23 protein-coding genes are annotated in these 25,183 nt (G+C 64.3%); 9 read left to right on the forward strand and 14 right to left on the reverse strand.

Going from position 1 to position 25,183, the window contains the following annotated elements; translation table 11 throughout:
• Positions 1-96: 96 nt before the first annotated feature.
• Complete coding sequence (locus BN69_RS10465) at positions 97-978, forward strand: 3-hydroxybutyryl-CoA dehydrogenase (protein ID WP_014891576.1); 882 nt, start codon at positions 97-99, stop codon at positions 976-978.
• A gap of 25 nt (positions 979-1,003) precedes the next feature.
• On the opposite strand, the gene BN69_RS10470 is transcribed toward BN69_RS10465, so the two are convergent.
• Together BN69_RS10470 and trmD are read right to left on the reverse strand one after the other, a co-directional pair.
• On the reverse strand, positions 1,004-1,546 hold the full coding sequence (locus BN69_RS10470; protein ID WP_014891577.1) for a Dps family protein: 543 nt from the start codon (positions 1,544-1,546) through the stop codon (positions 1,004-1,006).
• Positions 1,547-1,657: 111 nt separating this feature from the next.
• Positions 1,658-2,365, reverse strand: a complete 708-nt coding sequence (gene trmD, locus BN69_RS10475) for a tRNA (guanosine(37)-N1)-methyltransferase TrmD (protein WP_014891578.1) — start codon at positions 2,363-2,365, stop codon at positions 1,658-1,660.
• Positions 2,366-2,472: 107 nt separating this feature from the next.
• Here trmD and BN69_RS10480 point away from each other — a divergent pair, with 107 nt between their 5' ends.
• Positions 2,473-3,084 (forward strand): hypothetical protein, encoded by a 612-nt coding sequence (locus BN69_RS10480; protein WP_244434918.1) that lies wholly within the window; start codon positions 2,473-2,475, stop codon positions 3,082-3,084.
• Positions 3,085-3,106: 22 nt separating this feature from the next.
• Here BN69_RS10480 and rimM read toward each other — a convergent pair whose 3' ends face one another.
• From rimM to BN69_RS10500, 4 genes are all read right to left on the reverse strand, one after another.
• The gene (gene rimM, locus BN69_RS10485; RefSeq protein ID WP_014891580.1) at positions 3,107-3,643 is read right to left on the reverse strand and encodes a ribosome maturation factor RimM; all 537 of its coding nucleotides are present in this window, start codon (positions 3,641-3,643) and stop codon (positions 3,107-3,109) included.
• Positions 3,644-3,889: 246 nt separating this feature from the next.
• Positions 3,890-4,243, reverse strand: coding sequence for a 30S ribosomal protein S16 (gene rpsP / locus BN69_RS10490; protein ID WP_014891582.1), 354 nt, complete (start codon positions 4,241-4,243; stop codon positions 3,890-3,892).
• Positions 4,244-4,340: 97 nt separating this feature from the next.
• Positions 4,341-5,876: a signal recognition particle protein gene (gene ffh / locus BN69_RS10495; protein WP_014891583.1), complete on the reverse strand. Its 1,536-nt coding sequence runs from the start codon at positions 5,874-5,876 to the stop codon at positions 4,341-4,343.
• Between the two features lie 290 nt (positions 5,877-6,166).
• Positions 6,167-6,466, reverse strand: a complete 300-nt coding sequence (locus BN69_RS10500; protein WP_014891584.1) for a hypothetical protein — start codon at positions 6,464-6,466, stop codon at positions 6,167-6,169.
• 129 nt (positions 6,467-6,595) lie between these two features.
• Between BN69_RS10500 and BN69_RS10505 the strand changes: the two genes are divergently transcribed.
• The 6 genes from BN69_RS10505 to BN69_RS10530 all read left to right on the forward strand — a co-directional run bounded on the left by BN69_RS10505 (position 6,596) and on the right by BN69_RS10530 (position 13,774).
• Positions 6,596-6,892 carry a hypothetical protein gene (locus BN69_RS10505; protein ID WP_041927301.1) on the forward strand — a complete coding sequence of 99 codons (297 nt, stop codon included), beginning with the start codon at positions 6,596-6,598 and terminating at the stop codon, positions 6,890-6,892.
• Entirely contained in the window at positions 6,889-8,463 is a 1,575-nt protein-coding gene (locus BN69_RS10510; RefSeq protein WP_014891586.1) for a RecQ family ATP-dependent DNA helicase, read from the forward strand. Before BN69_RS10505 ends, BN69_RS10510 begins: the two co-directional genes overlap by 4 nt.
• Before the next feature lie 71 nt (positions 8,464-8,534).
• Positions 8,535-9,971, forward strand: a complete 1,437-nt coding sequence (locus BN69_RS10515) for an MFS transporter (RefSeq protein ID WP_014891587.1) — start codon at positions 8,535-8,537, stop codon at positions 9,969-9,971.
• Positions 9,972-10,062: 91 nt separating this feature from the next.
• The gene (gene acnA, locus BN69_RS10520; RefSeq protein ID WP_014891588.1) at positions 10,063-12,774 is read left to right on the forward strand and encodes an aconitate hydratase AcnA; all 2,712 of its coding nucleotides are present in this window, start codon (positions 10,063-10,065) and stop codon (positions 12,772-12,774) included.
• A gap of 154 nt (positions 12,775-12,928) precedes the next feature.
• Positions 12,929-13,210: a hypothetical protein gene (locus BN69_RS10525; RefSeq protein WP_014891589.1), complete on the forward strand. Its 282-nt coding sequence runs from the start codon at positions 12,929-12,931 to the stop codon at positions 13,208-13,210.
• A 330-nt stretch (positions 13,211-13,540) separates the two neighbouring features.
• Positions 13,541-13,774 carry a hypothetical protein gene (locus tag BN69_RS10530; protein WP_014891590.1) on the forward strand — a complete coding sequence of 78 codons (234 nt, stop codon included), beginning with the start codon at positions 13,541-13,543 and terminating at the stop codon, positions 13,772-13,774.
• 65 nt (positions 13,775-13,839) lie between these two features.
• Here BN69_RS10530 and BN69_RS10535 read toward each other — a convergent pair whose 3' ends face one another.
• From BN69_RS10535 to BN69_RS10555, 5 genes are all read right to left on the reverse strand, one after another.
• Positions 13,840-14,316 (reverse strand): hypothetical protein, encoded by a 477-nt coding sequence (locus BN69_RS10535; RefSeq protein ID WP_014891591.1) that lies wholly within the window; start codon positions 14,314-14,316, stop codon positions 13,840-13,842.
• Between the two features lie 156 nt (positions 14,317-14,472).
• A complete protein-coding gene (locus BN69_RS10540; protein ID WP_041926928.1) occupies positions 14,473-15,873 on the reverse strand; it encodes a TolC family outer membrane protein in 1,401 nt (466 codons plus the stop codon).
• Between the two features lie 9 nt (positions 15,874-15,882).
• Positions 15,883-19,098, reverse strand: a complete 3,216-nt coding sequence (locus BN69_RS10545) for an efflux RND transporter permease subunit (protein WP_014891593.1) — start codon at positions 19,096-19,098, stop codon at positions 15,883-15,885.
• A gap of 88 nt (positions 19,099-19,186) precedes the next feature.
• Positions 19,187-20,386 (reverse strand): efflux RND transporter periplasmic adaptor subunit, encoded by a 1,200-nt coding sequence (locus BN69_RS10550; RefSeq protein WP_041927302.1) that lies wholly within the window; start codon positions 20,384-20,386, stop codon positions 19,187-19,189.
• Positions 20,387-20,602: 216 nt separating this feature from the next.
• Complete coding sequence (locus BN69_RS10555) at positions 20,603-21,913, reverse strand: replication-associated recombination protein A (RefSeq protein WP_014891595.1); 1,311 nt, start codon at positions 21,911-21,913, stop codon at positions 20,603-20,605.
• Positions 21,914-22,220: 307 nt separating this feature from the next.
• Here BN69_RS10555 and BN69_RS10560 point away from each other — a divergent pair, with 307 nt between their 5' ends.
• Positions 22,221-22,904: an AAA family ATPase gene (locus tag BN69_RS10560; protein ID WP_014891596.1), complete on the forward strand. Its 684-nt coding sequence runs from the start codon at positions 22,221-22,223 to the stop codon at positions 22,902-22,904.
• Between the two features lie 41 nt (positions 22,905-22,945).
• Here BN69_RS10560 and greA read toward each other — a convergent pair whose 3' ends face one another.
• The 3 genes from greA to BN69_RS10575 all read right to left on the reverse strand — a co-directional run bounded on the left by greA (position 22,946) and on the right by BN69_RS10575 (position 25,089).
• Positions 22,946-23,413, reverse strand: a complete 468-nt coding sequence (gene greA / locus BN69_RS10565) for a transcription elongation factor GreA (protein ID WP_014891597.1) — start codon at positions 23,411-23,413, stop codon at positions 22,946-22,948.
• Between the two features lie 166 nt (positions 23,414-23,579).
• Positions 23,580-24,044, reverse strand: a complete 465-nt coding sequence (locus BN69_RS10570; RefSeq protein ID WP_014891598.1) for a nuclear transport factor 2 family protein — start codon at positions 24,042-24,044, stop codon at positions 23,580-23,582.
• Between the two features lie 43 nt (positions 24,045-24,087).
• Complete coding sequence (locus BN69_RS10575; RefSeq protein WP_041926929.1) at positions 24,088-25,089, reverse strand: MDR family oxidoreductase; 1,002 nt, start codon at positions 25,087-25,089, stop codon at positions 24,088-24,090.
• Positions 25,090-25,183: the final 94 nt, after the last annotated feature.

Consider the following 25,183-nt stretch of genomic DNA (forward strand, 5'->3'; position numbering starts at 1 on the left):
TTGCGAAGGATCGCAAGTTATATTGCACTGCGGCACGCACTCTGCGCGGGCGCGCCGCTTGCTATCCGGCGCGAGCTTGGCTGACGGTGGTAAAAAATGGGCTTCGAAATTCGCAAGATCGGCGTCATCGGCGCGGGCCAGATGGGGAAGGGGATCGCCCATGTCTGCGCGCTTGCCGGCTATGACGTCGCCCTGAACGACATTTCGCAGGAGCGTATCGACGCCGGCATCGCGGATGTCGCCGCGCAGATGCGCCGCGCCGTGGAGCGCGGCCAGATCGACGCCGCGGCGGTCGAACCGGCGCTGGAGCGCATCTCCGGCGCGCCAACAATGGCGGACTTTGGCGACGCCGACATATTGATCGAGGCGGCGACCGAGGTCGAAGACGTCAAGCGGAAGATTCTGACCGAACTCGCGCAATTCGCAAAGCCCGGCGCGATCATCAGCTCCAACACCTCGTCGATTTCGATCACGCGCCTCGCCGCGGTCACCGGTCGGCCGGAGCGCTTCATCGGCATTCATTTCATGAATCCGGTGCCGCGCATGCAGCTTGTCGAACTCATTCGCGGCATCGCCACCGATGACGTCACTTTCGAGGAGACGAAGGCGTTTGTCGCCAAGCTCGGCAAGACGATCAGCGTTTCGGAGGATTTTCCCGCCTTCATCGTCAACCGCATTCTGCTGCCGATGATCAATGAGGCGATTTACACGCTCTACGAAGGCGTGGGCTCGGTCGACGCCATTGACACGGCGATGAAGCTCGGCGCCAACCATCCGATGGGTCCGCTGCAGCTCGCCGATTTCATCGGCCTCGACACCTGCCTTTCGGTCATGCAGGTGCTGCATGAGGGCCTGGCGGATTCGAAATACCGCCCCTGCCCGCTGCTGGTGAAATATGTCGAAGCCGGCTGGCTCGGCAAAAAGACCCAGCGCGGCTTCTACGACTATCGCAGCGGCACGCCCGTTCCGACGCGCTAGCGTCTCGAGAGAGGCGCGTCCTCGCTCAGTGGCCGCCGGGGCCGGCGCCGCGCGCCGCCTCGAACAGGAACCAGGTTCGCTTCTCGGTCTCGTCGAGAAAAGTTTCGAGCAGGCTCGCCGTCGCGATGTCTTCATTGTCGTCGCACACCTTATGGGCGTTGCGCAGCGACTCGGCCATCCCCTTATTGTCGTCGAGCAATTCGCACAGCATGTCGTAAGGCGAAACGAATTCCTCGTCATTGTCCTTGATGCGGGACATTTGCGCCACCTGCCCGATCGAGCGCAGGGTCGGCTGGCCGAGCTTGCGCACGCGCTCGGCAAGCGGATCGACCGTGGCGTAGATCTGCGACGCCTGCTCATCCAGCAGCAAATGGTAGTCGCGGAAATGCGGGCCGCTCATGTGCCAATGGAAATTCTTCGTCTTGAGATAAAGCGCGAGGGCGTCGGCGACGAGTTTGTTGACCTCCGCGGCGACCCTCATCGTCGACTGTTTTTCAAGATCGGTCGGCGTATCCAGCGCCGAACGTTCGGTGTCGGGCTTCATCGGCGTCTTGGCTTTTTGCTGCATGAGCGGGCCTCCTTACGCGCCGGCTCCGGGCGGAAGCTCGGGGGAACTGTTCATTAGCTAGATCGCGCGCGCTGGCGGACCAGATGAAAAATCGGGCAGAGCGGAGAGATTTTAGCGGCGGCGGGAAGCGTCGCCTGTCCGGGGCGCCAAGAGGTCCGGGCGTCGGGCGCGGGTGAGCGCCAAGGCCTGGTCATGGCGCCATTTGGCGATTTTCGCATGATCGCCGGAGAGCAGCACGTCGGGGATGGCGCGTCCCTCGAAGTCGCGGGGCCGCGTGTAATGCGGATATTCGAGGAGGCCGGCCTCAAAACTTTCCTCGTCGCCTGAGGCTTCTTCGCCCATCACGCCGGGGATCAGCCGCACGCAGGCGTCGATCAGCGTCAGCGCCGCGATCTCGCCGCCCGACAGCACGAAGTCGCCGATCGACAGTTCTTCGAGCCCGCGCGCGTCGATAATGCGCTCGTCGACGCCCTCGAACCGGGCGCAAAGAACGATCGCGCCGGGGCCTTGGGCGAGGTCGCGCGCGCGCGCCTGCGTCAGCGGGACGCCGCGCGGGCTCATCAGCAGGCGCGGGCGCCGATCGCCCTCGGGCGCGGCGGCGTCGATCGCCGCCGCCAGCACGTCGGCGCGCATCACCATGCCGGGGCCGCCGCCGGCGGGCGTGTCGTCGACGGCGCGATGACGGCCGAGCCCGTGCTCGCGAATCTGTTTCGTCTCCAGCGCCCAGACGCCGCGCGACAGCGCGTCGCCGGCGAGCGAAAGCCCCAAGGGACCTGGAAACATTTCAGGAAAGAGCGTCAGGACCGTCGCGCGGAACATGAAGCGGTTATGGCACGGCGTTCGCGGAGGCGAGAAGCAGTTTCGTTCTTGCTGAGATCAAGTCTCAACCATAGTGTCGCAGACATTGCGACGGCTTGGAGCTGATCATGAAGTTCTTTCTTCGAATAGGCTTTCTATTATTGGCATTCGGCGGCTTCTTTGCAGCGCGCGCGACGCCGATTGACTCGCCGCCAACGCTCACGGTCGGGCAGATGCACGGCAGTTGTCAGAATACCTGTTGGGCCGTGCGCGAGGGCGCGAAGGGCTCCGAGTCGCTGCGCGATTCGCTGACTTTGACCTGCTTGAACGCGTGCTTCAAGTGCTTCCTGCAACTGCGAAGCTGCAGCCAATCCAATGCGAACTCGGCGCCGTCGGAATGCGCCGCCGCCTTCCTTCAGTGTTACAAACAGAGCTTCGCCGAAAGACTCAAATCAAAACCGCTCGTGAGTTTCGACGGCGGCGACGGCCACAGCCGCGAAATGGCTGTGAAGATCGTGGGCGCGGCCAATTCCCTCGAAGGGGTTCCGGCGGAGGATTTCTGGATTCAACTGAAGCATCCCGGCTGGCGAAAAAAGGAGCGGCGCTTCGTCAAAGAGGGCGGATTTTATGACGTCATCGTGTACGACACGCCGAACGGGCCGCAGACGGTGTGGTTCGACGTTAAGGACTTTTACGTAAAGAATGGCGAGGAGGACTTGCGCCTCTTGGCGCCTAAATAAGCCGAGCAATGCGCCGCTGAGCCTAGCGTAGATCCGGCTGGGCCGTGACCTCCGCCGGCGGCGTGATCACCACGCGCCCTTGAGCGATGTCGACGACCGGAACGACGGCTCCGGTGAAGGGGTAGAGCAGCGTCTCGCCACTCTCCACCGGCGCGATTTCGAGAATGTCGCCCGCGCCGAAATTGCGCACCGCGACGATCGTTCCGATTTCGACGCCCGCCGCCGTTTCGGCGCGAAGGCCAATGAGATCGGCGATATAGAATTCGTCCTCTTGCGGCGCTGGGAGCTTGTCGCGCGCGACATAGAGTTCGACGCGGTTTAACGCCTCGGCGCCGGCCCGGTCGTTGACGCCCTCGACTTGCGCGACAAGCATGTCCTTGCCCTGCGGGCGCACGGCCCGCAACCTGAAATGGCGCGTCCCGCTTTTATCGGTGAGGCCGTCATAGGCGGCGATCGCCAAAGGATCGCCCGTGAAGCTCTGCAGCCTGATTTCGCCGCGCACGCCATGCGGCGCGCCGAAGCGGCCGAGAAGGACGAGACCTTTCGCAGGCCCTTTCATTCGATTTCCTCATCCTGAGGAGCGAGCGAAGCTCGCGTCTCGAAGGACGAGGAAATCGCCCCGCGCGCTGTCCGCCCTCGTGCTTCGAGACGCCGCCTTCGATCTCGGGCCTGCCCGAGATCGACATTAACATGCGCAAGTCGGGTAAACCCAACTTGCGGGCGGCTCCTCAGCATGAGGGCGAATGAAACATCGCGCATGGCGCTGCGCCAACTCGCTCTCGAGGGCGAGGCAAGATGCGCCCCGCTACGCCGCCGGCGATTCCGCCGCGCCTGCGGCCGCCGCCGCGGCGCGCTCCTGCGCCTTCTTCTTGGGCTGCGCCTTCTGCGGATTGCTGCGCGCTTCGCGCTTCATCACGCCAAGACCATCGAGCAGTCGCGCGACGCGATCGGTCGGCTGCGCGCCTTTCTCCATCCAGGCTTTCGCCTTTTCCGTGTCGAGCACGAGGCGGTCGGCCGCGTCCTTTTCCTTCAAGGGATCGAAATAGCCGATCTTCTCGATGTAGCGGCCGTCGCGCGGCGAGCGCGAATCGGCGACGACGACGCGATAGAAGGGACGCTTCTTGGCGCCGCCGCGGGAGAGACGAATTTTGAGCGACATGTGTTCTTTCCTGTTTCGTTGCTTATTCAAGGCGATCGGTCTTCGGCAGTGGGCAGTCGGATGAGTCCTCCTGCCGATTGCCGAAATCCGACCGCCGTCACTTCTTCTTTCCGAAGGGGTTCAATCCGCTGAGCAGGCCGCCGCCGAGGCCGGGCAGGCTCGGCTTGGCGAGAAGATCGGGCGGCGGCGCCGCCGGAATGCCGCCGGGCGCGCCTTTCGGCGGCTGCACGCCAAGCTTCGCCTGCAGCTTTTGCAGCTCTTCCTGTGACGGCATCTGCATGCCGGGGCCAAGCCCCATCATTTGCGCCGCCTTGCCCATCATCCCGCCGCGTTTTCCCGCGCCGAAGGATTTCATCAGATCGGCCATCTGCCGATGCTGCTTGAGGAGCTTGTTCACCTCCTCGACCTTGACGCCCGAACCCGCGGCGATGCGCTTCTTGCGCGAGGCTTTCATCAGATCGGGATTGCGCCGTTCCTTGGGCGTCATCGAGAGAATGATCGCGCGCTGGCGCCTGACCATCTTGTCGTCGAAGCCGGATGCGGCGATCTGGTCCTTCATCTTGGCGACGCCGGGCAGGAGGCCCATGATGCCGCCCAATCCGCCGATCTTTTCGACCTGGGCGAGCTGATCGCAAAGGTCCTGCAGATCGAACTTGCCCTTGGCCATGCGCTCGGCGGCCTTGCGGGCCTGTTCGGCGTCGATCGCCTGGGCGGCCTTTTCGACCAGCGCGACGATGTCGCCCATGCCGAGAATGCGGTTGGCGATGCGCGTCGGCGAGAATTCGTCGAGCGCGTCCATCTTTTCGCCGACGCCGATGAGCTTGATCGGCTTGCCGGTGACATAGCGCATGGAGAGCGCCGCGCCGCCACGGCCGTCGCCGTCCATACGCGTCAATACAATGCCGGTGAGCCCGACCCGTTCATCGAAATTCTGGGCGAGATTGACGGCGTCCTGGCCGGTGAGGGCGTCGGCGACGAGCAGGATTTCATGCGGCTTGGAGGAGGTCTTGATCTCCGCCATCTCGGCCATCAGCGGCTCGTCGATATGCGTGCGGCCGGCGGTGTCGAGCAGCACCACGTCATAGCCCTGCAGCCGCGCCGCCTCCATCGCGCGCTTGGCGATCTGGACCGGCGTCTGGCCGGCGACGATCGGCAGCGTGTCGACCTCGACCTGACGGCCGAGCACGGCGAGCTGCTCCTGGGCCGCCGGGCGCTTGACGTCCAGCGAGGCCATGAGCGTGCGCTTGCCGTGGCGCTCCTTGAGGCGCTTGGCGATCTTGGCGGTGGTCGTCGTCTTGCCGGCGCCTTGCAAACCAACCATCATGATGGCGAGCGGCGGCGCGGCGACAAGGTCGATCGGCTCCGCGTCCTGGCCGAGCGTCTCGATCAGCACGTCATTGACGATCTTGACGACCATCTGGCCGGGCGTCACCGATTTGATGACGCCGGCGCCGACCGCGCGGTCGCGGACCTTGTCGGTGAAGGAGCGCACGACGTCGAGCGCGACGTCGGCCTCGAGCAGCGCGCGGCGGATTTCGCGCAGCGCCTCATTGACGTCGGCTTCGGAGAGCGCGCCGCGCCGCGTGAGCTTGTCGAAAATGCCGGAGAGCTTGTCGGAAAGGCTCTCGAACATGGCGTTCTCCTGGGGGGAGGAGCGGTGAGGTCGTGAGTAGTGAGCGGGCGCGGGCCCTACTTACTATTCACGATCTCACCACTCACCTTCACAAAGCATATCGCGCCCGGGGGCGCATCGCGCTGCCGGGCGTTGGCCTGCCGCCTCTCGGGCGGCTGGGCGGGTTAGGGTTCTCTTGCGAGATATGCGCCGTTGTTTAGGCGCGGCGAGCGCGGGAGTCAACGTCGGGCGGCCATGTTGACGGCTTCGTCGCCGCGTCGCCAATGGGCCGTCGGTTTGGACCGCGCCGACTATTTCCTTTCGGCCTGCTTCAGTCGAAACGCCGCGCATTCCCGAACGTCCTTCGAAAATTCATCCGGGAATTTCAATACGGCGCTCTCGATGGTCCATTCCTTCAGCCCAAGCTGGCAGAGCCGATTGAATCCACTCTGAATATCGCCGCTCACGACAAGGCGCGAGATTGCGGCGAGCGTGCCATGCCTTTCACGCATGCCGACAAAGGTCGTCGGATAATATTTGTGCTCGGCGGCGCGTCGAATAGTCTCGCCGATGAACGCCTCCAAACCGGGGCTGGCTTGTCGCGGCGACATTGATTTCCCCCGCTTTGCGCCAAGGATAATGCTGAGGTGCGCGAGCGCGCATCAAGACCTCGAAATGCAAAGTGAGATTTTACCCCGTTTGCCGCTGAGATGGCGCTCTTTTGAATGTTGAGCGAAGGCATGACCCTCGACGCTTTTCTCGAATCGCTGTCCGCATCAGAGCCGCCGGCGCTCCCGCCGCCGCTGCGGGCGCTGTGGTTCGACGCCAAGGGCGACTGGAACGCGGCGCATAAATGCGTCGACGACAAAGCCGACCCCGAGAGCATGTGGGTCCACGCCTACCTCCATCGCAGGGAAGGCGATCTCTCAAACGCCGCTTACTGGTATCGGCGCGCGCAGCGGGAGCCGTATAAAGGCGCGCTCGAAGACGAGTGGCGCGAGATCGCCGGGGCGCTGCTGTCGCAAGCGGCGCCATGACGGGGCTGTCCGCGCAAGAATTGCTGCGCAGCAAATTCGGTTTTGCGGACTTCCTGCCGGGTCAGGCGGAGATCGTCGAGGCCGTGCTCACTGGGCGCGACGTCATCGCCATCATGCCGACGGGCTCCGGCAAATCGCTCCTCTATCAGCTGCCGGCCGCCGCCCCCGGGCGCGGACTCGTTCTCGTCTGTTCGCCGCTCATCGCGCTGATGCGCGACCAACTGCGAACGCTCGCCGGTTCGGGGGTCGGGGCCGTCGCGCTCCATTCCATGCAGGAGGACGATGAGGCGGCGGCCGCGATCGACGCCGTCGCGTCGGGCCGGGCGAAGCTGCTTTACGCCGCCCCCGAGCGTCTCGCCCAGGACGGAATGCAGAATTTATTGCGCAGCATGCGCATAAAACTCTTTGCGGTCGATGAGGCGCATTGCGTCTCGCATTGGGGCCATGAGTTTCGCCCCGACTATCGCGCGCTCGGCGACATTGCGCGAAAGCTCGGCGCGCCGCCGATGCTCGCCGTCACCGCGACGGCCGGTCCGCGCACCCGCGACGACATCGCCCGCACCCTGTTTTCACGGCCGCCGCAGATCTTCCAGCGCTCCTTCGCGCGGCCCAATCTTGCGCTCGATTTTACGCAGAAGCGCGCCGGCCTGCGGCAGATCGTCGATTTCGCGCGCAAAGGCCGCGGCGCCAAGGAAAGTGGCATTATTTATTGCAATTCGCGCAACAAGACCGATGCGCTGGCGCGCGAACTCTCGCGGCTGGGGTTCGATGCGCCGCCCTATCACGCGGGGCTCGACGCCCACACGCGCTCGGTGAGCCAGGACGCCTTCTTTACCCGCAAGGGCGCGGTGATGGTGGCGACCATCGCCTTCGGCATGGGCGTCGACAAGCCTGACGTGCGCTTCATCATTCACGCCGATCTGCCGACGTCGGTCGAGGGCTATTATCAGGAGATCGGCCGGGCCGGACGCGACGGCGCCCCGGCCCGGGCGCTGACGCTGTTCTCGCCGGCGGAGCTGGCGCTGCGCTGGCGCATTCCGGAAGCGGCGCAAGACACTGACGCGGCCGCCGGCGATTACGCCAGGCGCCAGGCGATGGCGCGGCTGGCGGCGGCGCCGGGCTGCCGATTCCAGCGCCTCCTCGCCGAATTTGGCGAAGCGAGCGGCCCCTGCGGCAGATGCGATCATTGCCGCGGCGGGCCGCTGGCGTGGCCCCGCCGCCTCTCATCCTTCGCGCTCGGCTGGCGCGCGGCGCTTGCCAGCGGCTTCGCCGCGCCCGCCGATCTGTCAGAAAGCGAGGCCGATCTGCCTGAACTCGCGCCTGCGCCGATCGACGCGCCGAGGCGGCAGGAGGAGCCGTCGCTGACGGTGGCCGAGGCGCGGCTGCTGCGCGCGCTCGAGGCCGAGCGGTTCGCCATCGCCAAACGGCGCCGCTTGCCGCCGCGCATCGTGGCGTCCGAACAGGCGCTGCGCGCCCTCGCCCGCGAAAGGCCGCAAAGCGCCGACGATCCGCTGCTGCGCGGTCTCGAAGACCCGGCGGCGCTGCTGCGGGTGATCCGCGAAGCCCTTTAAAGCCGGGGTGAGGGTTTCGTTCGGCGCCGCAACACTATAGTTAGGGCTCCCCGTGCTGCTCCCCCGAGGCCATGTCCGCTCACCCGCCGCCAAATCCCGCCGAACTGCCACAGGTCATGTTCGGGCTCGGCCTCGCCATGCTGCTCTCGGCCCTCGATCAGACGATCGTGGTCACGGCCATGCCGACCATCGCGGCGGACCTCGGGGATCCCCAGGATCTGCCCTGGATCGTGACCGCCTATCTCATCGCGGCGACGGTGGTGACGCCGCTCTACGGCAAATTCGCCGACGTCTACGGACGCCGGCGCGTGATTCTCATCGGTGTGACCACTTTCGTGATCGGATCGGTCGCCTGCGCCTTGGCGCCCAGCATGGCGACGCTCGCCGGGGCCAGGGTGATACAGGGACTGGGCGGGGGCGGCCTGATTTCACTCGGCCAGACCATCGTCGCCGATCTCGTCTCTCCGCGCGAGCGCGGCCGATACCAGTCCTATTTCGCCGTGGTGTTCATCACCTCCAGCATCGCCGGTCCGGCGCTCGGAGGGGTTTTTGCGCAATATTGGCATTGGTCGCTAATCTTCTGGATCAACCTGCCGCTGGGTCTCGCGGCCCTCTTCATCGTCAATGCGCGCTTGAAGCGTTTGCCCGAGCGCAGTCACCCGCACCGCGTCGATTATCTCGGCGCGCTCTTCCTGATCGCCGGCTCCGGCCTTCTCGTGCTGGCGCTCGGCTGGGGCGGCGTGCGCTACCCGTGGCGATCCGCCCCGATCCTCGGGCTCATCGCGGCTTCGGCGCTCGCCTGGGCGCTTTTCGCCTGGCGCACGGCGCGCGCCGAGGAGCCGCTCATTCCGCTGCGCATTCTCCGACTACGGATCGTGCGCGACGCCATCTTGTCGAGCTCTTTCGGGCTCGGCGGATTCGTCGGACTTTCGGTCGTGATGCCCATTTATTACGAAATCTGCGGCGGGATGAATGCGAGCGAATCGGGGCTGACGCTCATCCCCCTGATGGTCGGCACCGTCGCCGGCGCCACAGTGTCGGGACGATTGATGGGGCATTTGACGCATTATAAGACGGCTCCGCTCCTCGGGCTCGGCGCCGGCGCTCTCGCCGCGCTGGGCGCCGCTGCGATGATGGGATCGGGCCGCTCGCTGCTTTTGCTCAACGCCCTGCTCACCGTCACGACCTTCGGGATCGGCGCGATGCTGCCTGTCGCCACCGTTTCGGTGCAGAACGCGGTCGATTCGCGCGATCTGGGGACGGCGACGGCCTCGATGCAATTTTTTCGGCAGCTCGCGGCCGGGGCGGTGGTCGCGCTTTTCGCCGCCTTGGCGATTGGCGGCGGCCGCGCGCAATTGCTTGAGGAGATGAAGACGGACGTCGACGGCGCCGCTTTGTTTTCCAGCTTTCGTCTGGTTTTTCTGGCGCTTGCCGGTTGCGTGGGCCTGTCCCTGCTTTTCCTCGCGCGCATGGAGGAGCGGCCGCTGCGCGGCGAGCGACGCAGCTGACGGTCGATTTTGCGCGCGTCTTTTCTATTTGCCCCCATGGCATGGAATTTTCTAGAAAGATTCCGCCTTCCAGCGCCGCAAGGACCCTTCCATGGCTTCGCTCAATAGTTTCAACGCCTGCCAGACGCTCGTCGTCGGGAATCGGTCCTATCAATATTTCTCCTTGAGGGCGGCTGAGCGAAACGGGCTTCGAGACGTCTCTCGCCTGCCCTATTCGCTCAAGGTCGTCCTGGAAAATTTGCTGCGCAACGAGGACGGCCGTTCGGTCGCCAGGGAGTCGATCGAAACCTTCGCGAAATGGCTCGAGGAAAAAGGCAAGACGGAGCGCGAAATCGCCTTCCGGCCGGCGCGCGTGCTGATGCAGGATTTTACCGGCGTGCCGGCGGTCGTCGATCTTGCGGCGATGCGTGACGCCGTCGTCGCGCTCGGCGGGACCGCGCAGAAGATCAACCCGCTGGTTCCCGTCGATCTTGTCATCGACCATTCGGTGATCGTCGACAGTTTCGGCACGCCGCAGGCCTTCGCCCGCAACGTCGAATGCGAATATGAGCGCAATGGCGAGCGCTACCGGTTTTTGAAATGGGGACAGTCGGCGTTCGACAATTTCCGCGTCGTGCCGCCCGGCACCGGCATCTGCCACCAGGTCAATCTCGAATATCTCGGGCAGACCGTCTGGACGCGCACCGAGCGCATCGACGGCGAGACGGTCGAACTCGCCTATCCCGACACGCTGGTCGGCACCGATTCGCATACGACGATGATCAACGGCCTCGCCGTGCTCGGCTGGGGGGTCGGCGGCATTGAGGCCGAGGCCGCGATGCTCGGCCAACCTTTGTCGATGCTCGCCCCGGAAGTGATCGGCTTCAAGCTCACCGGCGCGCCGAAGGAAGGCGTGACGGCGACGGACGTCGTCCTGACCGTCACGCAGATGCTGCGCAAAAAAGGCGTGGTCGGAAAGTTCGTGGAGTTCTTTGGCGAAGGGCTCGATCATCTCAGCCTCGCCGATCGCGCGACCATCGCCAATATGGCGCCCGAATATGGCGCGACCTGCGGCTTCTTCCCCATCGATCAGGAGACGCTCGCATATCTACGCATGTCCGGGCGCGCCGACGACCGCCTCGCGCTGATCGAAGCCTATGCCCGCGCGCAGGGAATGCTGCGCGAATCCGGCGCGCCCGATCCCGAATTCACCGACACGCTGGGCCTCGATCTTTCGGAGGTGACGCCGTCGCTCGCCGGCCCAAAGCGTCCCGAGAGCCGGGCCGCGCTTTCCGACGTCGGCTCGGCGTTTCTCGGCGCGCTGGCGAGCGAGTATAAGAAGGAAGACGGGCTCGCGCAGCGCTATGGCGTCGAAGGCGAAAGCTTCGATCTCGGCCATGGCGACGTCGTCATCGCCGCCATCACCTCCTGCACCAACACGTCCAACCCCAGCGTGCTCATCGGCGCGGGATTGCTGGCGCGCAACGCCGCCGCGCGCGGACTGAAGGCGAAACCTTGGGTGAAAACCTCGCTCGCCCCGGGCAGTCAGGTCGTCGCGCAATATCTCGCGAAGTCCGGATTGCAGAAATACCTCGACGATCTCGGCTTCAACCTTGTCGGATTCGGCTGCACGACCTGCATCGGCAACTCCGGCCCGCTGCCGCCGGCGATCTCCAAGACCATCAACGAGCATGACCTCGTCGCGGCCTCGGTGCTGTCGGGAAATCGCAATTTCGAAGGCCGGGTCAATCCCGACGTCCAGGCGAATTACCTCGCCTCGCCGCCGCTCGTCGTCGCCTATGCGCTCGCGGGCACGATGGCGATCGATCTGACGAAAGAGCCTCTCGGACACGACAGCGCCGGGGCGCCGGTCTATCTGCGCGACATCTGGCCGTCGAACGCGGAAATCGCGACCTTCGTCCGCGATCAGGTGACGCGCAATCTGTTTCGCGAGACCTACGCCAACGTCTTTTCGGGCGACGCGCATTGGCGCGCGGTCGAAGCGCCGAGCAGCGAGACATACGCGTGGGACGGCCAGTCCACCTATGTGCGCAACCCGCCCTACTTCGTCGGCCTGCAGCGCGAACCCAAGCCTGTGGAAGATATCGTCGGCGCGCGCATCCTCGCGCTCTTTGGCGACAAGATCACCACCGATCACATCTCGCCCGCCGGCTCGATCAAGGCGGCGTCGCCCGCCGGCAAATGGCTGATGGAGCATGGCGTCGCGCCGGCCGATTTCAATCAATACGGCACGCGTCGCGGCAACCATGAAGTGATGATGCGCGGCACTTTCGCCAATATCCGCATCAAGAATCACATCATGCGGGATGCGAAAGGCCTCACGCCGGAAGGCGGATTGACCAGGCATTATCCCGGCGGCGAGATCATGCCGATCTATGACGCCGCCATGCGCTACCGAGACGAGGGCGCGCCGCTGGTCGTCATGGCCGGCGCCGAATATGGCAACGGCTCGTCACGCGACTGGGCGGCGAAGGGCGCCATGCTGCTTGGGGTTCGCGCGGTGATCGCCAAGAGTTTCGAGCGCATCCACCGTTCCAATCTCGTCGGCATGGGCGTCGTGCCGCTCACCTTTGAAGAAGGGACAGGTTGGGACACGCTCGGACTCAAGGGCGATGAGACCGTAACCATCCATGGCTTGCGCGAGGGACTTGCGCCGCGCAAAACTCTGGTCGCTTCGATCTCGTTCTCGGATGGGTCCACCAAGACTGTGCCGTTGCTTGCGCGCATCGATACGCTCGACGAGTTAGAATACTTCAAGAATGGCGGCATCCTTCCTTACGTGTTGCGACAACTCGTCCCTTAGATCTCGTCAAAAAAACCATTGACTCAAAGAGAGTCCTCCGACAGCGTTGCCGGCGCTTTGCGTTGAATTCGAGCCGTTGCGGATCTCAATGTCTTCAACGCAGCGCTCTAAAAAAAACAAAAAACTCACGACGCGAAGAAGAGGAAATCAACATATGCATAAATACGCCCTTACGGCCGTCGCCGCCCTGTTTCTGGCGACGACCGCGCCGTCGTTCGCCTTCGACGCCGGCGTTGGTCTGCGCGCGCCGAACCAGGCGACGCGCATCAGCTGCGACACGCATGCCGAGGACGATCAGGCCGTTTGCGCCAGCAAGTGCGAGGACGCCTATCTCAAGGACCAGCAGGGCTGGACGGCGGACATGAGCAAGATCAAGTCCGCCAAGAAAGCGTGCGACGACAAATGCGGTTGCCCGGAGAACTCGAAGGGCCTTTAAGGCTCTCATCAGTCTGAGCCCGACACGTAAGGGCGCGCGTGATCGCGCGCCCTTTTCGCATTGCGCCGATCATACGAAAGTCAGGCGTCGCGCCCGCGTCCTCGTGTTCGTCAAGAGCGTGGAAACAATAAGCTTTTCGGGAACCGCGCCGTCCGACGACGAAGCGGCTCAAGACGTCGCGCCCGTGACGCGCAATTGACATGGGCGGCCACATACGACATCGTCCGGCCGCTTATTGCGTGATGTGACGCCGTTGCTGTTCCATGGCGGGAGGGGTCGAGCGCAAGCGCAGTTTAGATGCCCAACGGGCTAGTTAAGGAAGCGACCAAAATGAGAAAATACGCCATTGTAACGGCGGCGGCTCTTGTCGTCGGGATGATCAGCCCGGCGTTCGCGGATTGCGACGTACGCAAGGCCGACGAAGACAAGCAGGCCAAATGCGCGGAAAAGTGCGACGACGAATTCATCTCGCGCAAGATGAATTACGGCGCCAACCAGAGTGAAGTCCTCGCCAATAAGAAGGCCTGTGACGCCGCCTGCGGCTGTCCGCAGAACACCAAGTAAACCGAGCCTCGCGAGCGAGGTCGGTTGAGACGGGGCGCGCATTCAATGCGCGCCCGTTTTTTTGGTCAGTCCGCCGTATAGACGTTGCCGTCCGGGCCTTTCCAGCCGCTGCCCGCTTCATAAAAGCGATATTCCTCGTCGAACAGAACCGTCGACCCAGGCGCGATATATTGCTTGCCCGGCGGATCGGAACTGCGCGGCGCAGTCACATAATGACTGCTCGGCGAACAGCCGTCGGGAATTTTTCCAGCCTCGGGCTTGCATTCGAGATTGCCGCCTTCCGGGAACTCGACCCGCGCATTGAAGAAGATCTCGTAGCCCTTTTCTCCGGTAGCGTGCATCTCGAGACGCTCGGCCATCGTCTGTTTGAATTCGACGATCTTGAACGGCTTGTCGACGCGCTGCTTCAGCAAATTCTCAAAAATCTGCCGCGCATGCGCTTCGGTCGGATAGCAGCCGAACATGCAAAAAGCATTTGCCGGGATCGCCGAAAGCAACGCCAGCAGCATCGCAGCGGCGAATGTGGTGAAAGCGCCTCGCATGATGTCCTCTCCCTCGCCCTTTATGATTTCGCGCCCCGGCGGCGCGTCTTTCTTAAACGATAGCATGTTATCGCAGCATCGCTGCGCGTCCCAAATCTTAGAGCGCTTCCGATCGCATGGAATCATGTGATCGATGCGACTTTTTTGGAATTTGCTCTAGCGGTCTGGCGTGGTCGGGTCGCCCCAGAGATCCTTCACCTGCTCGAAATGGATCGCCGGATCATAGCCGCCGGGCGTAAGACCGAGCCAGTCCGAAGACAGCCGCCCGAGCGAAGAGAGCACGGCATAGGAGGCGACGACGCGGTCGCGCTGCGCGATGAGGAGCGCGATGCGCGCGTAAAGCAGCTCTTGCTGCGCGATAAGAATTTCAAGCGTCGTGCGCTGACCGGCCTTGGCTTCTTCTCGCACCCCGTAAAGCGCGCGCTCGGCTGCGGCGATTTGCGTTTGCGCGGCTGAAATCTGAGTTTTCGCCGCCTGCAGCGCGCCCCAATAGGCGCGCACCAGCGAGAGAACTTCGGCGCGCGCGACGTCGGCGTCGAACCGTCGCTGCCCGGCGGTTTCCTTCGCCTGCCGCACCCGGGAGGACGTCAGGCCGCCCTCATAAATCGGCACGTTGAGGTGTCCGAGGACTTTCGCGCCGACATTGCGGTTGCCGACGCCGGAAATATCGGTCTGCGTAAAAACATCGCCGACGATCGACAGTTTGGGCATGAAGTCGGCTTCGAGCGCCTTGATGTCGAGATCGGCGACGTCGGCCTCGTGAAGGGCCGCGAGGATGAACGGATGTTCGTGTTGCGCGATGCGTTCCGCCTCTTCGCGCGACTTCGGCAGCAATCGGTCGATCGGCGCGCCCGGCGCGAGCCTCGTCGGCTCGACGCCGACCGTCTTGCGATAGACGCCGATGCTGGCGTCGAGCGTGGCGCGCGCGGCGCCGGCGAGAGACGCGCCGCCGGCGAGCCGCGCCTCGACCTGCGCGACATCCGTCAAGGTGATCTGTCCGTACTGATAGCGCTCCCGCGTTTGGCGCAATTGCTCCTTCAGGACCGCGACGTTGCTTTCCTGAAGTTTGAGCGCCGCCGTGTCGCGCAGGACGTTCATATAGGCGGTGACGGCGTCGAACAATATGCGCTGTTCGGTCAGGCGCAGCCGCTCGCGTCCGGCGAAGACGCCCGACTCCGCCGCGCGCGTTTGGTTTTGTGTCTTGAACCCGTCGAATATCGGTTGCTCGAACGTCAGGTGGGCGGAGCGCGGAATGCTGCCGCCGTTCTGAATGTTCTTCGTGACGGAGGTATCCGTCGGATCGTTGATGTTGACGTCGCGCTGCTTGGTGACAAGCCGATTTTGCTGGACGCCGAGGTAGGCGTCGCCGGAAACGCGCGGCCGCATGCCGGCCTCCGCCTGCGGCACTCTTTCGTCGATGGCGCGCAGTTCGGCTCTGCCGGCGTTAAGCTGCGGATTGGCGTTATAGGCGCGACGCATCGCGCCCATCAAGGTTTCCGCATGCGTCGCGCCGCCGCTCAGAAAGAAGCAGATCAGGACCGAGGCGACGCCGCGCATGCTCACCGGTCAGCCTCCGCTTTGCTGCGCGGTCGTTGACTCTGGCGAACGACAGAAAAACGCGTAAAGCGCAGGCAGGACCACAAGAGTCAGCGCCGTGGCGCTGATCAGGCCGCCGATGACGACCGTCGCGATCGGCTTTTGCACTTCGGCGCCGGTGCCCGTCGCGAGCGCCATCGGCAGAAAGCCGAGCGACGCGACGAGGGCCGTCATGATGACCGGCCGCAACCGCGTCATCGCGCCTTTGAAGATCGCCTGGCGTTCGGGCATGCCGCCTGCGATCAGTTGCGAAATATAAGTGCGCATGACGAGGCCGTTGAGCACAGCGACGCCCGAAAGCGCGATGAAGCCGACCGCCGCCGAGACGGACATGGGCATGCCGCGCAGCCACAGCGCGGCGACGCCGCCGGAAAGCGCCAGCGGCACCGCGGTGAACACCAGCAGCGCGTCGCGCGTCGCGCCGAGCGCCGAATAGAGCAGCAGAAAGATCAAGAAGAAGCAGGCCGGCACGACGATCATCAACCGCGCCCGGGCCGCCGCGAGGTTTTCGAATTGCCCGCCCCAGGCGATCCAGTAGCCGGGCGGCAGCGTCACCTTCGAGGCGATTTTCGCGCGCGCCTCTTCGACCACCGACGCGATGTCGCGCCCGCGCACATTGGCGCTGACCACGACGCGGCGATGGCCGTTTTCCCGCGAAATCTGGTTCTGGCCGTCCTGGATGGAGAATTTCGCCACCTGCTTCAGCAGCACGACGGGCGTGGCGCCCGCCGCCGAGGGAAGCGCGACCGGAATCGACTCCAAAGCCTGCGCGTCCTCGCGCAGATTGTCCTGCAGACGAACGACGATGGGGAAGCGACGGTCGCCCTCGAACACCACGCCAGCCCTTTGCCCGCCGATCGCCGCGCCGATCACGTCCTGCACCGCGGCGACGCTGAGGCCCAGGCGCGCAATCGCGCCCTTATCGACGGCGATGTCGAGAATCGGGAGGCCAACCACCTGTTCGACCTTTACATCGCTCGCGCCTTTGACCGTATTGAGAACGCCGGCGATCTGATTGGCCGCCTTCAACAGAACGTCGAAATTTTCGCCGAACACCTTGACCGCGATGTCGCCGCGCACGCCGGCGAGCAGTTCATTGAAGCGCAGTTGAATGGGCTGCGAGAACTCGTAGGCGTTGCCCGGCAGTTGCGCGAGCCGTTCCTCCATTTTTTCGATCAGCGCCGCCTTGTCGAGGCCCGCGTCGGGCCATTTGTCGCGCGGCTTCAGCATTATGAAAGTATCGGTCAGATTCGGCGGCATCGGATCGGTTGCGATCTCGGCCGTGCCGGTTTTGGAGAAGACGTAGTCGACCTCCGGGAAACCGCGCAGCGCGCGTTCGATCTCGAATTGCATCGCCTGCGCCTGCGTCAGCGACGCGCTCGGGATGCGGTTCGCCTGCATGGCGAGGTTTTTTTCGTCGAGCGTCGGAACGAATTCTTCGCCCAGCGTCAGATAGAGACCCGCGGCGAGAACGAAGGCGCCGGCGCCGAGCGCGATCGGCTTCAAAGGCGCGGCCATCGCCCATTTCAACATCGGCTCATAAGCGCGCTTGAGCCCTTCGACGACGACATTTTCGGATTCGCGCACGCGGCCGGAAAGCGCGATGGCGATCATTGCCGGGAAGAATGTCAGCGACAGAACGAATTCCGACGCGAGCGCCATGATGACGGTCATCGCCATCGGATGGAACATTTTCCCTTCGACTCCGGAAAAGGTCAGAATCGGCACATAGACGAGAATGATGATCGCCTGGCCGTAGACCGTCGGCCGCCGCATCTCGACCGCCGAGTCGATGACGGTCGTCAGCCGTTCCTCCAGCGTGAGCGTGCGGCCGAGGGCGTTCTGACGCTGCGTCAGGCGACGCAAGCAGTTCTCGGTGACGATGATCGCGCCGTCGGCGATCAATCCGAAATCGAGCGCGCCGAGACTCATCAGATTGGCGCTGATCTTTCCAACATGCATGCCGACGCCAAGCAGCAGCATCGTCAGCGGTATGACCATCGCCGTCACGAGCGCCGCGCGGAAATTGCCGAGCATGACGAAGAGCACGAGGATGACGAGCGCCGCGCCCTCGACGAGATTCGTGGCGACGGTCTTAATCGTGGCGTTGACGAGCACGGTGCGGTTCAAGATCGTGCGCACTTCAACGCCGGCCGGCAGCAGCCGGCGGATCTCGTCCATCTTCGCATTGACGGCGCTCGACACTTCGCGACTGTTGGCGCCGATCAGCATCAGCGCGGTGCCGATCACCACCTCTTCGCCATTCATGCTGGCGCTGCCCATGCGCAGCTCGCGTCCGACGCCCACCTCCGCGATGTCTTCGAGTCGCACCGGGGTGCCGCCGCGCGTCGAGACGACGACCTTGGCGATGTCATCGATCGACTCGAGCCGTCCCGCGCTGCGCACGACGAGACCCTCGCCGTTGCGTTCGACATAGCCCGCGCCCCGGCTGATATTGTTGCGTTCGATAATGCCGGCGAGATCGGCGAAAGACAGTCCGAGCGCGTAGATCTTCGCTGGGTCCGGCTGGACGTGATATTCCTTGACGTAGCCGCCAAGCGAGTCGACGCCGGCGACTCCCGGCACGGTGCGCAACTGCGGCTTGATGATCCAATCCTGCACGGTGCGCAGATAGGCGGTCCGTTCGAGCGAATTGCGCAGCCTCTGCCCTTCCGGCGTGAGATAATCGCCGTTGCGCTGCCAGCCGGGCTTCCCGTCCGGCGCCGGTTTCTCGCGAATTCGCGGCGCGTAGTCGACCGACCACATGTAGATTTCGGAAAGGCCCGTGGCGACCGGGCCCATATGCGATTCGACGCCAGGCGGAAAAATCTCCTTGGCGAGCGTCAGGCGTTCGCCGACCTGCTGGCGCGCGAAATAAATGTCGACGCCGTCGGCGAAGACGGCGGTGACCTGCGCGAAGCCGTTGCGCGAAAGCGAGCGGGTATATTCGAGGCCCGGAATTCCCGCGATGGCGTTCTCGATCGGATAGGTGACCTGTTTCTCGATCTCGAAGGCCGAAAGCGCCGGCGCGAATGCGTTGATCTGCACCTGATTGTTCGTGATGTCCGGCACCGCGTCGATCGGCAATCGCATCAGCGACCAGACGCCGAGCGGAACGACGAGCGCCGTCAACAACACGACGAGCCAACGGCTTCGGACCGAGAAGGCGATGAGATTCTTGATCATCGGCGGCCGCTAGCGCTCAGGGCGACAGTTCGGGGGCGGAGTCGAAGCGTCGTCGATGGCGTCGAGGAAGGAAAGCCGCCGACTCGCATCATTCCTCCGGAATGTTCTGCTTGCCGAGCTCCGCCTTCAGCAGAAAGACATTGGAGACGGCGATCTGCTCTCCCTGCTGCACTCCGGAGACGACTTCAACCGAACCATCGTCTCCCCGTCCCAGTTCGACGTCGCGCCTGGCAAAGCCCTCTGGCGTGCGAACGAAGACATTGGGCTTGCCGTCGATGATCATCACCGCCGAGCGGGGGATTTTGAGTTTCACCCGCGCCTCTTTGAGGGAAATTTCCGCCTCCACGAGGCTGCCCGGACGCAGCGAGAAATCCGGGTTGGGGAAGCGCGCAAGAATCTGACCCGACCGCGTCTCCCGGGTGATCATCGCATTGACATAGGTGATCTTGCCTTCGAAGGCGCGTCCTTCGGCGTTTTGAATCCGAACCTCCTGCCCCTCGCGCAACAGGGCGAGATCGGCGGCGGGCACGGCGAGTTCAGCCTCGACGACGGAGAGATCGGAGATGACGTAGAGCTCCTTGGCCTGACCCTCGCCGCCGACCGGCTGGCCGACGCTCACCAGACGCTCGATGACGCGCCCGGAGATCGGCGCGCGGATCTCCTTGCGGCGAAGATCGGCGATCGGCTGAGACGGCAGTGCGGCGATCTCCTGCTCGCTCATGTCCAGCGCGGCGAGTTTCTGGCGCGCAAGATCGAGCTTCACTTTGGCTTCCATGAAGACCGTTTTGGCCTTCAGAAACAGCTGCTCTGCGGTGATCTTCTTCTCGAACAGTCCTTTTTCGCGTTGAAAAAGCACATTCTGCAGATCGAAATTCGCCGATGCGGCGAGATACTCGCTCTTCGCTTCGGCCACTTCACGGGAGTCGATAATCGCGATGGTTTCGCCGCGCGCGGCCTGGTCTCCAAGGCGCTTGCGCATCTCTTCGACCACGCCTACGACCTTGGCGGCGACGCGCGCGATTTTGTCCGGATCGGGTTTGATCGCGGCAGGCGCCGTAATCCGGCGCGTAACGACGCCAGGGCCGACCATCGCCGTCGCGATCTTGGAGGCTTCGATCTGAGCGGCGGAAAGCCGGACTTCGCCGTCGGCGGGCTCGGGCCGGATCGCCTCGCCTTGGCGGTCGGGCGCGACGCGGCTGCGCATGGCGCCGAAGAGCGACGGCAGCGCGGCGCCAATCGCCAGGCTCGCGAGAACGGCTATAACCAGAACGGACCTATAACGGGTCATGATCGCGAAGTCAGCTCCGTCACGAGCGGTCTGAAGGGCGTAGCATTGGCGCGCCGCTCGCGCCATTGACCGCCGCGGCGCAAGTGGGGGATATCGCGCGTCCGGCGTTGATTCATCTCTCTTTAAAGGAGTTGGCCGACCCGGTCCATGCGGCGGTTCGCGGCTCTTTCGCGCATGCCGCAGTTCTTAAAAAGAAAAGCCCGGACGCCGCCCCATTTATGAATCGCCGCGCTCTTTGCGCAGCCGCTCCCAATAGTCGAGGCGTTTGGCGATCTCGCGCTCAAATCCGCGCTCGACCGGTCTGTAGAACTTCTGCCGCGAGAGCGAATCAGGCCAGTAGTTCTGGCCCGAGAAGGCCTCCGGCGAATCATGATCATATTCGTAGTTCGCGCCATAGCCTTCTTCGCGCATCAACTTCGTCGGCGCGTTGAGGATGATTTTCGGCGGCGTCAGCGAGCCCTTCTCCTCCGCGACGCGCTGCGCGCGCTTGAAGGCGACATAGGCGGCGTTGGATTTGGGCGCGGTCGCCACATAGATCACCGCCTGCGCCAGCGCGAGTTCGCCCTCGGGGCTGCCGAGAAAATCATAGGCGTCCTTGGCGGCGTTGGCGACGACGAGCGCTTGCGGATCGGCCAGGCCGATGTCTTCGACCGCCATGCGCACGATGCGGCGTGCGAGAAACAGCGGATCTTCTCCGGCGGCGAGCATGCGCGCGAGATAGTAGAGCGCGGCGTCCGGGTCCGAACCGCGGACGCATTTGTGCAATGCGCTGATGAGATTGTAGTGGCCTTCCTGCGCCTTGTCGTAGATCGGCGCGCGGCGCTGCACGAGGTCGACGAGCCCCGTCCGATCGAAGATTTCGCCGGGCTTGGCGGCGCGCCAGATTTCCTCGGCGAGCGTCAACGCCGCGCGGCCATCGCCGTCGGCCATGCCGACAAGCGCGGCGCGCGCGTCGGATTCGAGCGGCAGCGGCTTGCCTTCGACGTTTTCGGCGCGCTTGAGCAGCTGTTCGATCGCCGCTTCGTCGAGCGCCTTGAAGGTCATCACGCGCGCGCGCGAGAGCAGCGCGGCGTTGAGTTCAAAGGATGGGTTTTCGGTCGTTGCGCCGATGAGCGCGATCGTGCCGTCCTCCATCACCGGCAGGAAGGAATCCTGCTGGGCGCGATTGAAGCGGTGAATCTCGTCGACGAAGAGCAACGTTCCCTGGCCGGCGGCGCGTCTGGCGCGCGCCGCCTCGAAGGTCTTCTTCAAATCGGCGACGCCGGAGAAGATCGCCGATATCTGCACGAAGGCGAGCTTGGTTTCATGCGCGAGAAGCCGCGCGACCGTGGTCTTGCCGGTGCCGGGCGGACCCCAGAAGATGAGCGAGCCGAGCGCGCCGGCGCGGATGAGGCGCGTCAGCGCGCCCTCGGGTCCAAGCAGATGATCCTGTCCGGCCACCTCATCGAGACGCGTCGGCCGCAGCCGGTCGGCGAGCGGACGCGGCGCGTCGTTTTCGAGCTTCGCGGCTTGGAACAGATCGGACATCGTCACTGATTAACATAGCGAAGCGGCTCGCTTGCGAGAATCTCTGGAGCCGAAGAAAAGGGGAGCGCGCCGCAAACGGGGCGGAACGTGCGCTGCGGACGGCCCGGACGCTCCCGGTCCCCGCGCTTGACGATCAGCCATCGCAGCGTCGACTGTCATCGGATTCTCGTCGACTGAAGCGGAGCCGTTAACCGCCGGTTAACCTTGCCGCAAGTATTACGATTCCGTGAATGAATTCGGGCTGGGATCTCATTCGTTAAGCTTCGCGTGCAGAGCGTCGATATCAACCAAAACCGGACCGTCGCACATGCGCACCATCGCTTTCGTCACCCAGAAAGGCGGCGCCGGCAAGAGCACGCTCGCCAGCAGCGTCGCCGTCGCCGCGCGCCAGGCTGGGGAACGCGTGTTCATCATCGATCTCGACCCGCTGCAAACCCTCGTCCGTTGGTCGCGCGCGCGCGGCGCCGCCGACATCGCGGTCGAACACGTGCCGCCGGCGAAGCTGAGCAAGGCGCTCGCCGCGCTCGCCGCAAAGGGCGTGACGCTCGCCATTATCGATGCGCCGGGCCAGGAGGGCGACTATTTTTCGGCGGCCGTGCGCGCCGCCGATCTTTGCGTCATTCCGGCGCGTCCCAACGCCTTCGATCTCTGGGCGTCGGACGTCACCCGCATGCGCGTGAAGGAGAAAGGCAAGGATTACGCCTTTCTGCTCAACCAATGTCCGCCCGCCCAACAGAGCGCGCGCGTCGAACTCGGGGCCAAGGCGCTGCAGGCGATGGGCGGTCTTCTCGCGCCGCTCGTGTCGTCGCGCGTCGATTACCAGGAAGCGGCGCGGCTCGGGCGCGGGGTCGGCGAATACAACCCCGACGGCGTCGCGGCGGAGGAGATGCGGGAGCTTTGGGCCTCGATCAAGCGCAGATTGAAAAAACCGGTCGGCGCGGCCAAGACGGCGCCCGCGAAGCCGACGAAGGCGGTCAGGAACGCCGCCTGATCGTCAACGAAGAGACCCCCGCCGCGCGCAACGGCAGCGCGCTAATTGATCTCCACGATCCGCGCGCTGTGGTGGATGACCTCCGCCTTGTCGCCGACGGACTTGCCCATCAGCGCCTTGGCGAGCGGCGCGACATAGGGAATGAGTCCCTTGGTCGGATCGGCCTCGTCTTCGCCGACGAGCCGGAAACTGCGGCGTTCGCCGTCCTCGAGCTCGACGATGACGCGGTGGCCGAACCGCACATGCGAATGATCGGGGATCGCCCGGATGACTTCGGCGCTGGCGCGACGCGCCGACCAATAGCGCAGATCGCGTTGCGCCAGGGCGAGCGCGTGATTGTCTTCGCTCGCCGTCGCGCGTTCGATCTCCTTCTGCAGGCGCGCAAGCTCGGCTTCAATCTGTTCGAGGCCCTCGGGCGTAACCAGATTGCGATGCGGACTGACCGGCCGGTCCGGCAGATCCTCGCGCGGATTGTCGTCGTCCTGTTCTTTCGTAAAAGCCGAACTCATGCTTTTGACCTTTGGTTCGCCGCGCCGATGCGGCGAGCGTCTTCAACAAAAATAATCGGCCCAAGCGGGCCGTCGTGGCATTAGAGCCGAGACGGGCGCGCTTGTCGAGAAATTGACGCTGAAATGCGACGATTCGCGCGCGCTTACCAAGGCTTAGCTTGGCTGCTCAAAGACCGAGGTCGGAAAGGCCGGGATGATCCGCGGGACGCGGGCCCGCCGGCCAGCGATACTTCCGCTCGCTCTCGCTGATCGGCAGGTCGTTGATGCTGGCGAGTCTGAGCCGCATCAGGCCGTCCTCGTCGAACTCCCAATTCTCATTGCCGTAAGCGCGGCGCCAATTGCCCGAGTCGTCATGGCATTCATAGGCGAAACGCACCGCGATCCGATTGTCGCGAAACGCCCAGATCTCCTTGATCAATCGATAGTCCAATTCGCTGCGCCATTTGCGGGTGAGAAAGGCGACGATCTCGTCGCGGCCGACGAGAAATTCCGCGCGATTGCGCCAGCGGCTGTCGACCGTGTAGGCAAGCGACACGCGCTCGGGATCGCGCGTGTTCCAGGCGTCCTCAGCCATGCGCACTTTCTGCGTGGCGGTTTCGAGCGTGAAGGGCGGCAGGGGCGGTCGCGACACGGGCGGTCCTCATCATTTGAACGACGATCTTACCACCTGCATCTTAGAGCGGAAGATGCAGGCCCATATCGATGACGACGCGTCCGCGAATCTTTCCTCCGACGATCGAGCGGGCGCGATCCAGCGCCGCATCGAAGGAGATGATTTCGCTCATGGCGTCGAGCGCGCAAGAATCGAGGTCCCGCGCAATTCGAGCCCATGCCGTACGCCGCAGCCCGATGCGCGGGCGCACGCTTTCGACGCCGAGCAGCGAGACGCCGCGCAGAATGAAAGGCGCGACAGTCGCCGGAAGCGCCATGCCGGCGACATTGCCGCAGGCGGCGACGGCGCCGTCGAAACGCGTCTGCGCAAGAAGATTGGCGAGCGTGACGCCGCCGACAGTGTCGACGCCGACGGCGAAGCGCTGCTGCTGCAGCGGCTTTCCTGGAGCGGACAATTCGTCGCGGCCGATGACTTCGGACGCGCCGAGGCCTTTGAGATAGGCGTCTTCGCGCGCATGTCCGGTGACGGCGGCGACGCGCCAGCCAGCCTTGGCGAGCAATGCGACGGCGAAAGAGCCGACTCCCCCCGTCGCGCCCGTCACCACCGCGAGCCCGTCCTCGGGCCGGGCGCCATGGCGCTCCAGCGCAAGCACGCAGAACATGGCGGTCAGCCCCGCGGTGCCAACCGCCATGGCGCGCGCCGGCGTCAGCGGCGGCGGCAGTTTCGCGAGCCAGTCGCCCGGCAGCCGCGCCTTTTCCGCAAAGCCTCCATAATGCGCTTCGCCCAGGCCGCAGGCCGTCGCAACCACAATGTCGCCGGGCGCAAAGTCGGGATGCGCCGAGCGCGTCACGCGGCCGGCGAGGTCGACGCCCGGGATCATCGGGAAGCGACGCACGACCGGTCCCTTGCCGGTGACGGCGAGACCGTCCTTGTAGTTGATCGCCGAGAAGGCGACGTCGACGTCGACATCGCCCTGCATCAGATCTTGCTCGCACATGATGACGTAATCGGCGTGTTGGCCGTCGCGGTCGTTGTCGATGCGAATGGCTCTGAAGTCAGTCATATGGCCGCGCCTCCGCCGTTGGCTGCGCCAAACCAGCGCTTTTTCGCGGAAAAAAGAAGACAAAAAAAGGAAAACATAAGGCCGCCACGGCCGT

The sequence above is a fragment of the Methylocystis sp. SC2 genome, assembly GCF_000304315.1.
In the GTDB taxonomy this organism is placed as follows: Bacteria; Pseudomonadota; Alphaproteobacteria; order Rhizobiales; family Beijerinckiaceae; genus Methylocystis.

Excerpts from the sequence above, each read along its gene's own strand:
- greA (WP_014891597.1), bottom strand. The coding sequence starts at position 23,413 with ATGAGTTCGGCTTTTACGAAAGAACAGGACGACGACAATCCGCGCGAG.
- BN69_RS10545 (WP_014891593.1), bottom strand. The coding sequence starts at position 19,098 with ATGATCAAGAATCTCATCGCCTTCTCGGTCCGAAGCCGTTGGCTCGTC.
- BN69_RS10480 (WP_244434918.1), top strand. The coding sequence starts at position 2,473 with ATGAAGTTCTTTCTTCGAATAGGCTTTCTATTATTGGCATTCGGCGGC.
- BN69_RS10500 (WP_014891584.1), bottom strand. The coding sequence starts at position 6,466 with ATGTCGCCGCGACAAGCCAGCCCCGGTTTGGAGGCGTTCATCGGCGAG.
- BN69_RS10530 (WP_014891590.1), top strand. The coding sequence starts at position 13,541 with ATGAGAAAATACGCCATTGTAACGGCGGCGGCTCTTGTCGTCGGGATG.
- rpsP (WP_014891582.1), bottom strand. The coding sequence starts at position 4,243 with ATGTCGCTCAAAATTCGTCTCTCCCGCGGCGGCGCCAAGAAGCGTCCC.
- ffh (WP_014891583.1), bottom strand. The coding sequence starts at position 5,876 with ATGTTCGAGAGCCTTTCCGACAAGCTCTCCGGCATTTTCGACAAGCTC.
- BN69_RS10525 (WP_014891589.1), top strand. The coding sequence starts at position 12,929 with ATGCATAAATACGCCCTTACGGCCGTCGCCGCCCTGTTTCTGGCGACG.
- BN69_RS10550 (WP_041927302.1), bottom strand. The coding sequence starts at position 20,386 with ATGACCCGTTATAGGTCCGTTCTGGTTATAGCCGTTCTCGCGAGCCTG.
- BN69_RS10465 (WP_014891576.1), top strand. The coding sequence starts at position 97 with ATGGGCTTCGAAATTCGCAAGATCGGCGTCATCGGCGCGGGCCAGATG.
- acnA (WP_014891588.1), top strand. The coding sequence starts at position 10,063 with ATGGCTTCGCTCAATAGTTTCAACGCCTGCCAGACGCTCGTCGTCGGG.
- BN69_RS10470 (WP_014891577.1), bottom strand. The coding sequence starts at position 1,546 with ATGCAGCAAAAAGCCAAGACGCCGATGAAGCCCGACACCGAACGTTCG.
- BN69_RS10555 (WP_014891595.1), bottom strand. The coding sequence starts at position 21,913 with ATGTCCGATCTGTTCCAAGCCGCGAAGCTCGAAAACGACGCGCCGCGT.
- BN69_RS10535 (WP_014891591.1), bottom strand. The coding sequence starts at position 14,316 with ATGCGAGGCGCTTTCACCACATTCGCCGCTGCGATGCTGCTGGCGTTG.
- BN69_RS10505 (WP_041927301.1), top strand. The coding sequence starts at position 6,596 with ATGACCCTCGACGCTTTTCTCGAATCGCTGTCCGCATCAGAGCCGCCG.
- trmD (WP_014891578.1), bottom strand. The coding sequence starts at position 2,365 with ATGTTCCGCGCGACGGTCCTGACGCTCTTTCCTGAAATGTTTCCAGGT.
- BN69_RS10515 (WP_014891587.1), top strand. The coding sequence starts at position 8,535 with ATGTCCGCTCACCCGCCGCCAAATCCCGCCGAACTGCCACAGGTCATG.
- BN69_RS10575 (WP_041926929.1), bottom strand. The coding sequence starts at position 25,089 with ATGACTGACTTCAGAGCCATTCGCATCGACAACGACCGCGACGGCCAA.
- BN69_RS10510 (WP_014891586.1), top strand. The coding sequence starts at position 6,889 with ATGACGGGGCTGTCCGCGCAAGAATTGCTGCGCAGCAAATTCGGTTTT.
- BN69_RS10540 (WP_041926928.1), bottom strand. The coding sequence starts at position 15,873 with ATGCGCGGCGTCGCCTCGGTCCTGATCTGCTTCTTTCTGAGCGGCGGC.
- rimM (WP_014891580.1), bottom strand. The coding sequence starts at position 3,643 with ATGAAAGGGCCTGCGAAAGGTCTCGTCCTTCTCGGCCGCTTCGGCGCG.
- BN69_RS10560 (WP_014891596.1), top strand. The coding sequence starts at position 22,221 with ATGCGCACCATCGCTTTCGTCACCCAGAAAGGCGGCGCCGGCAAGAGC.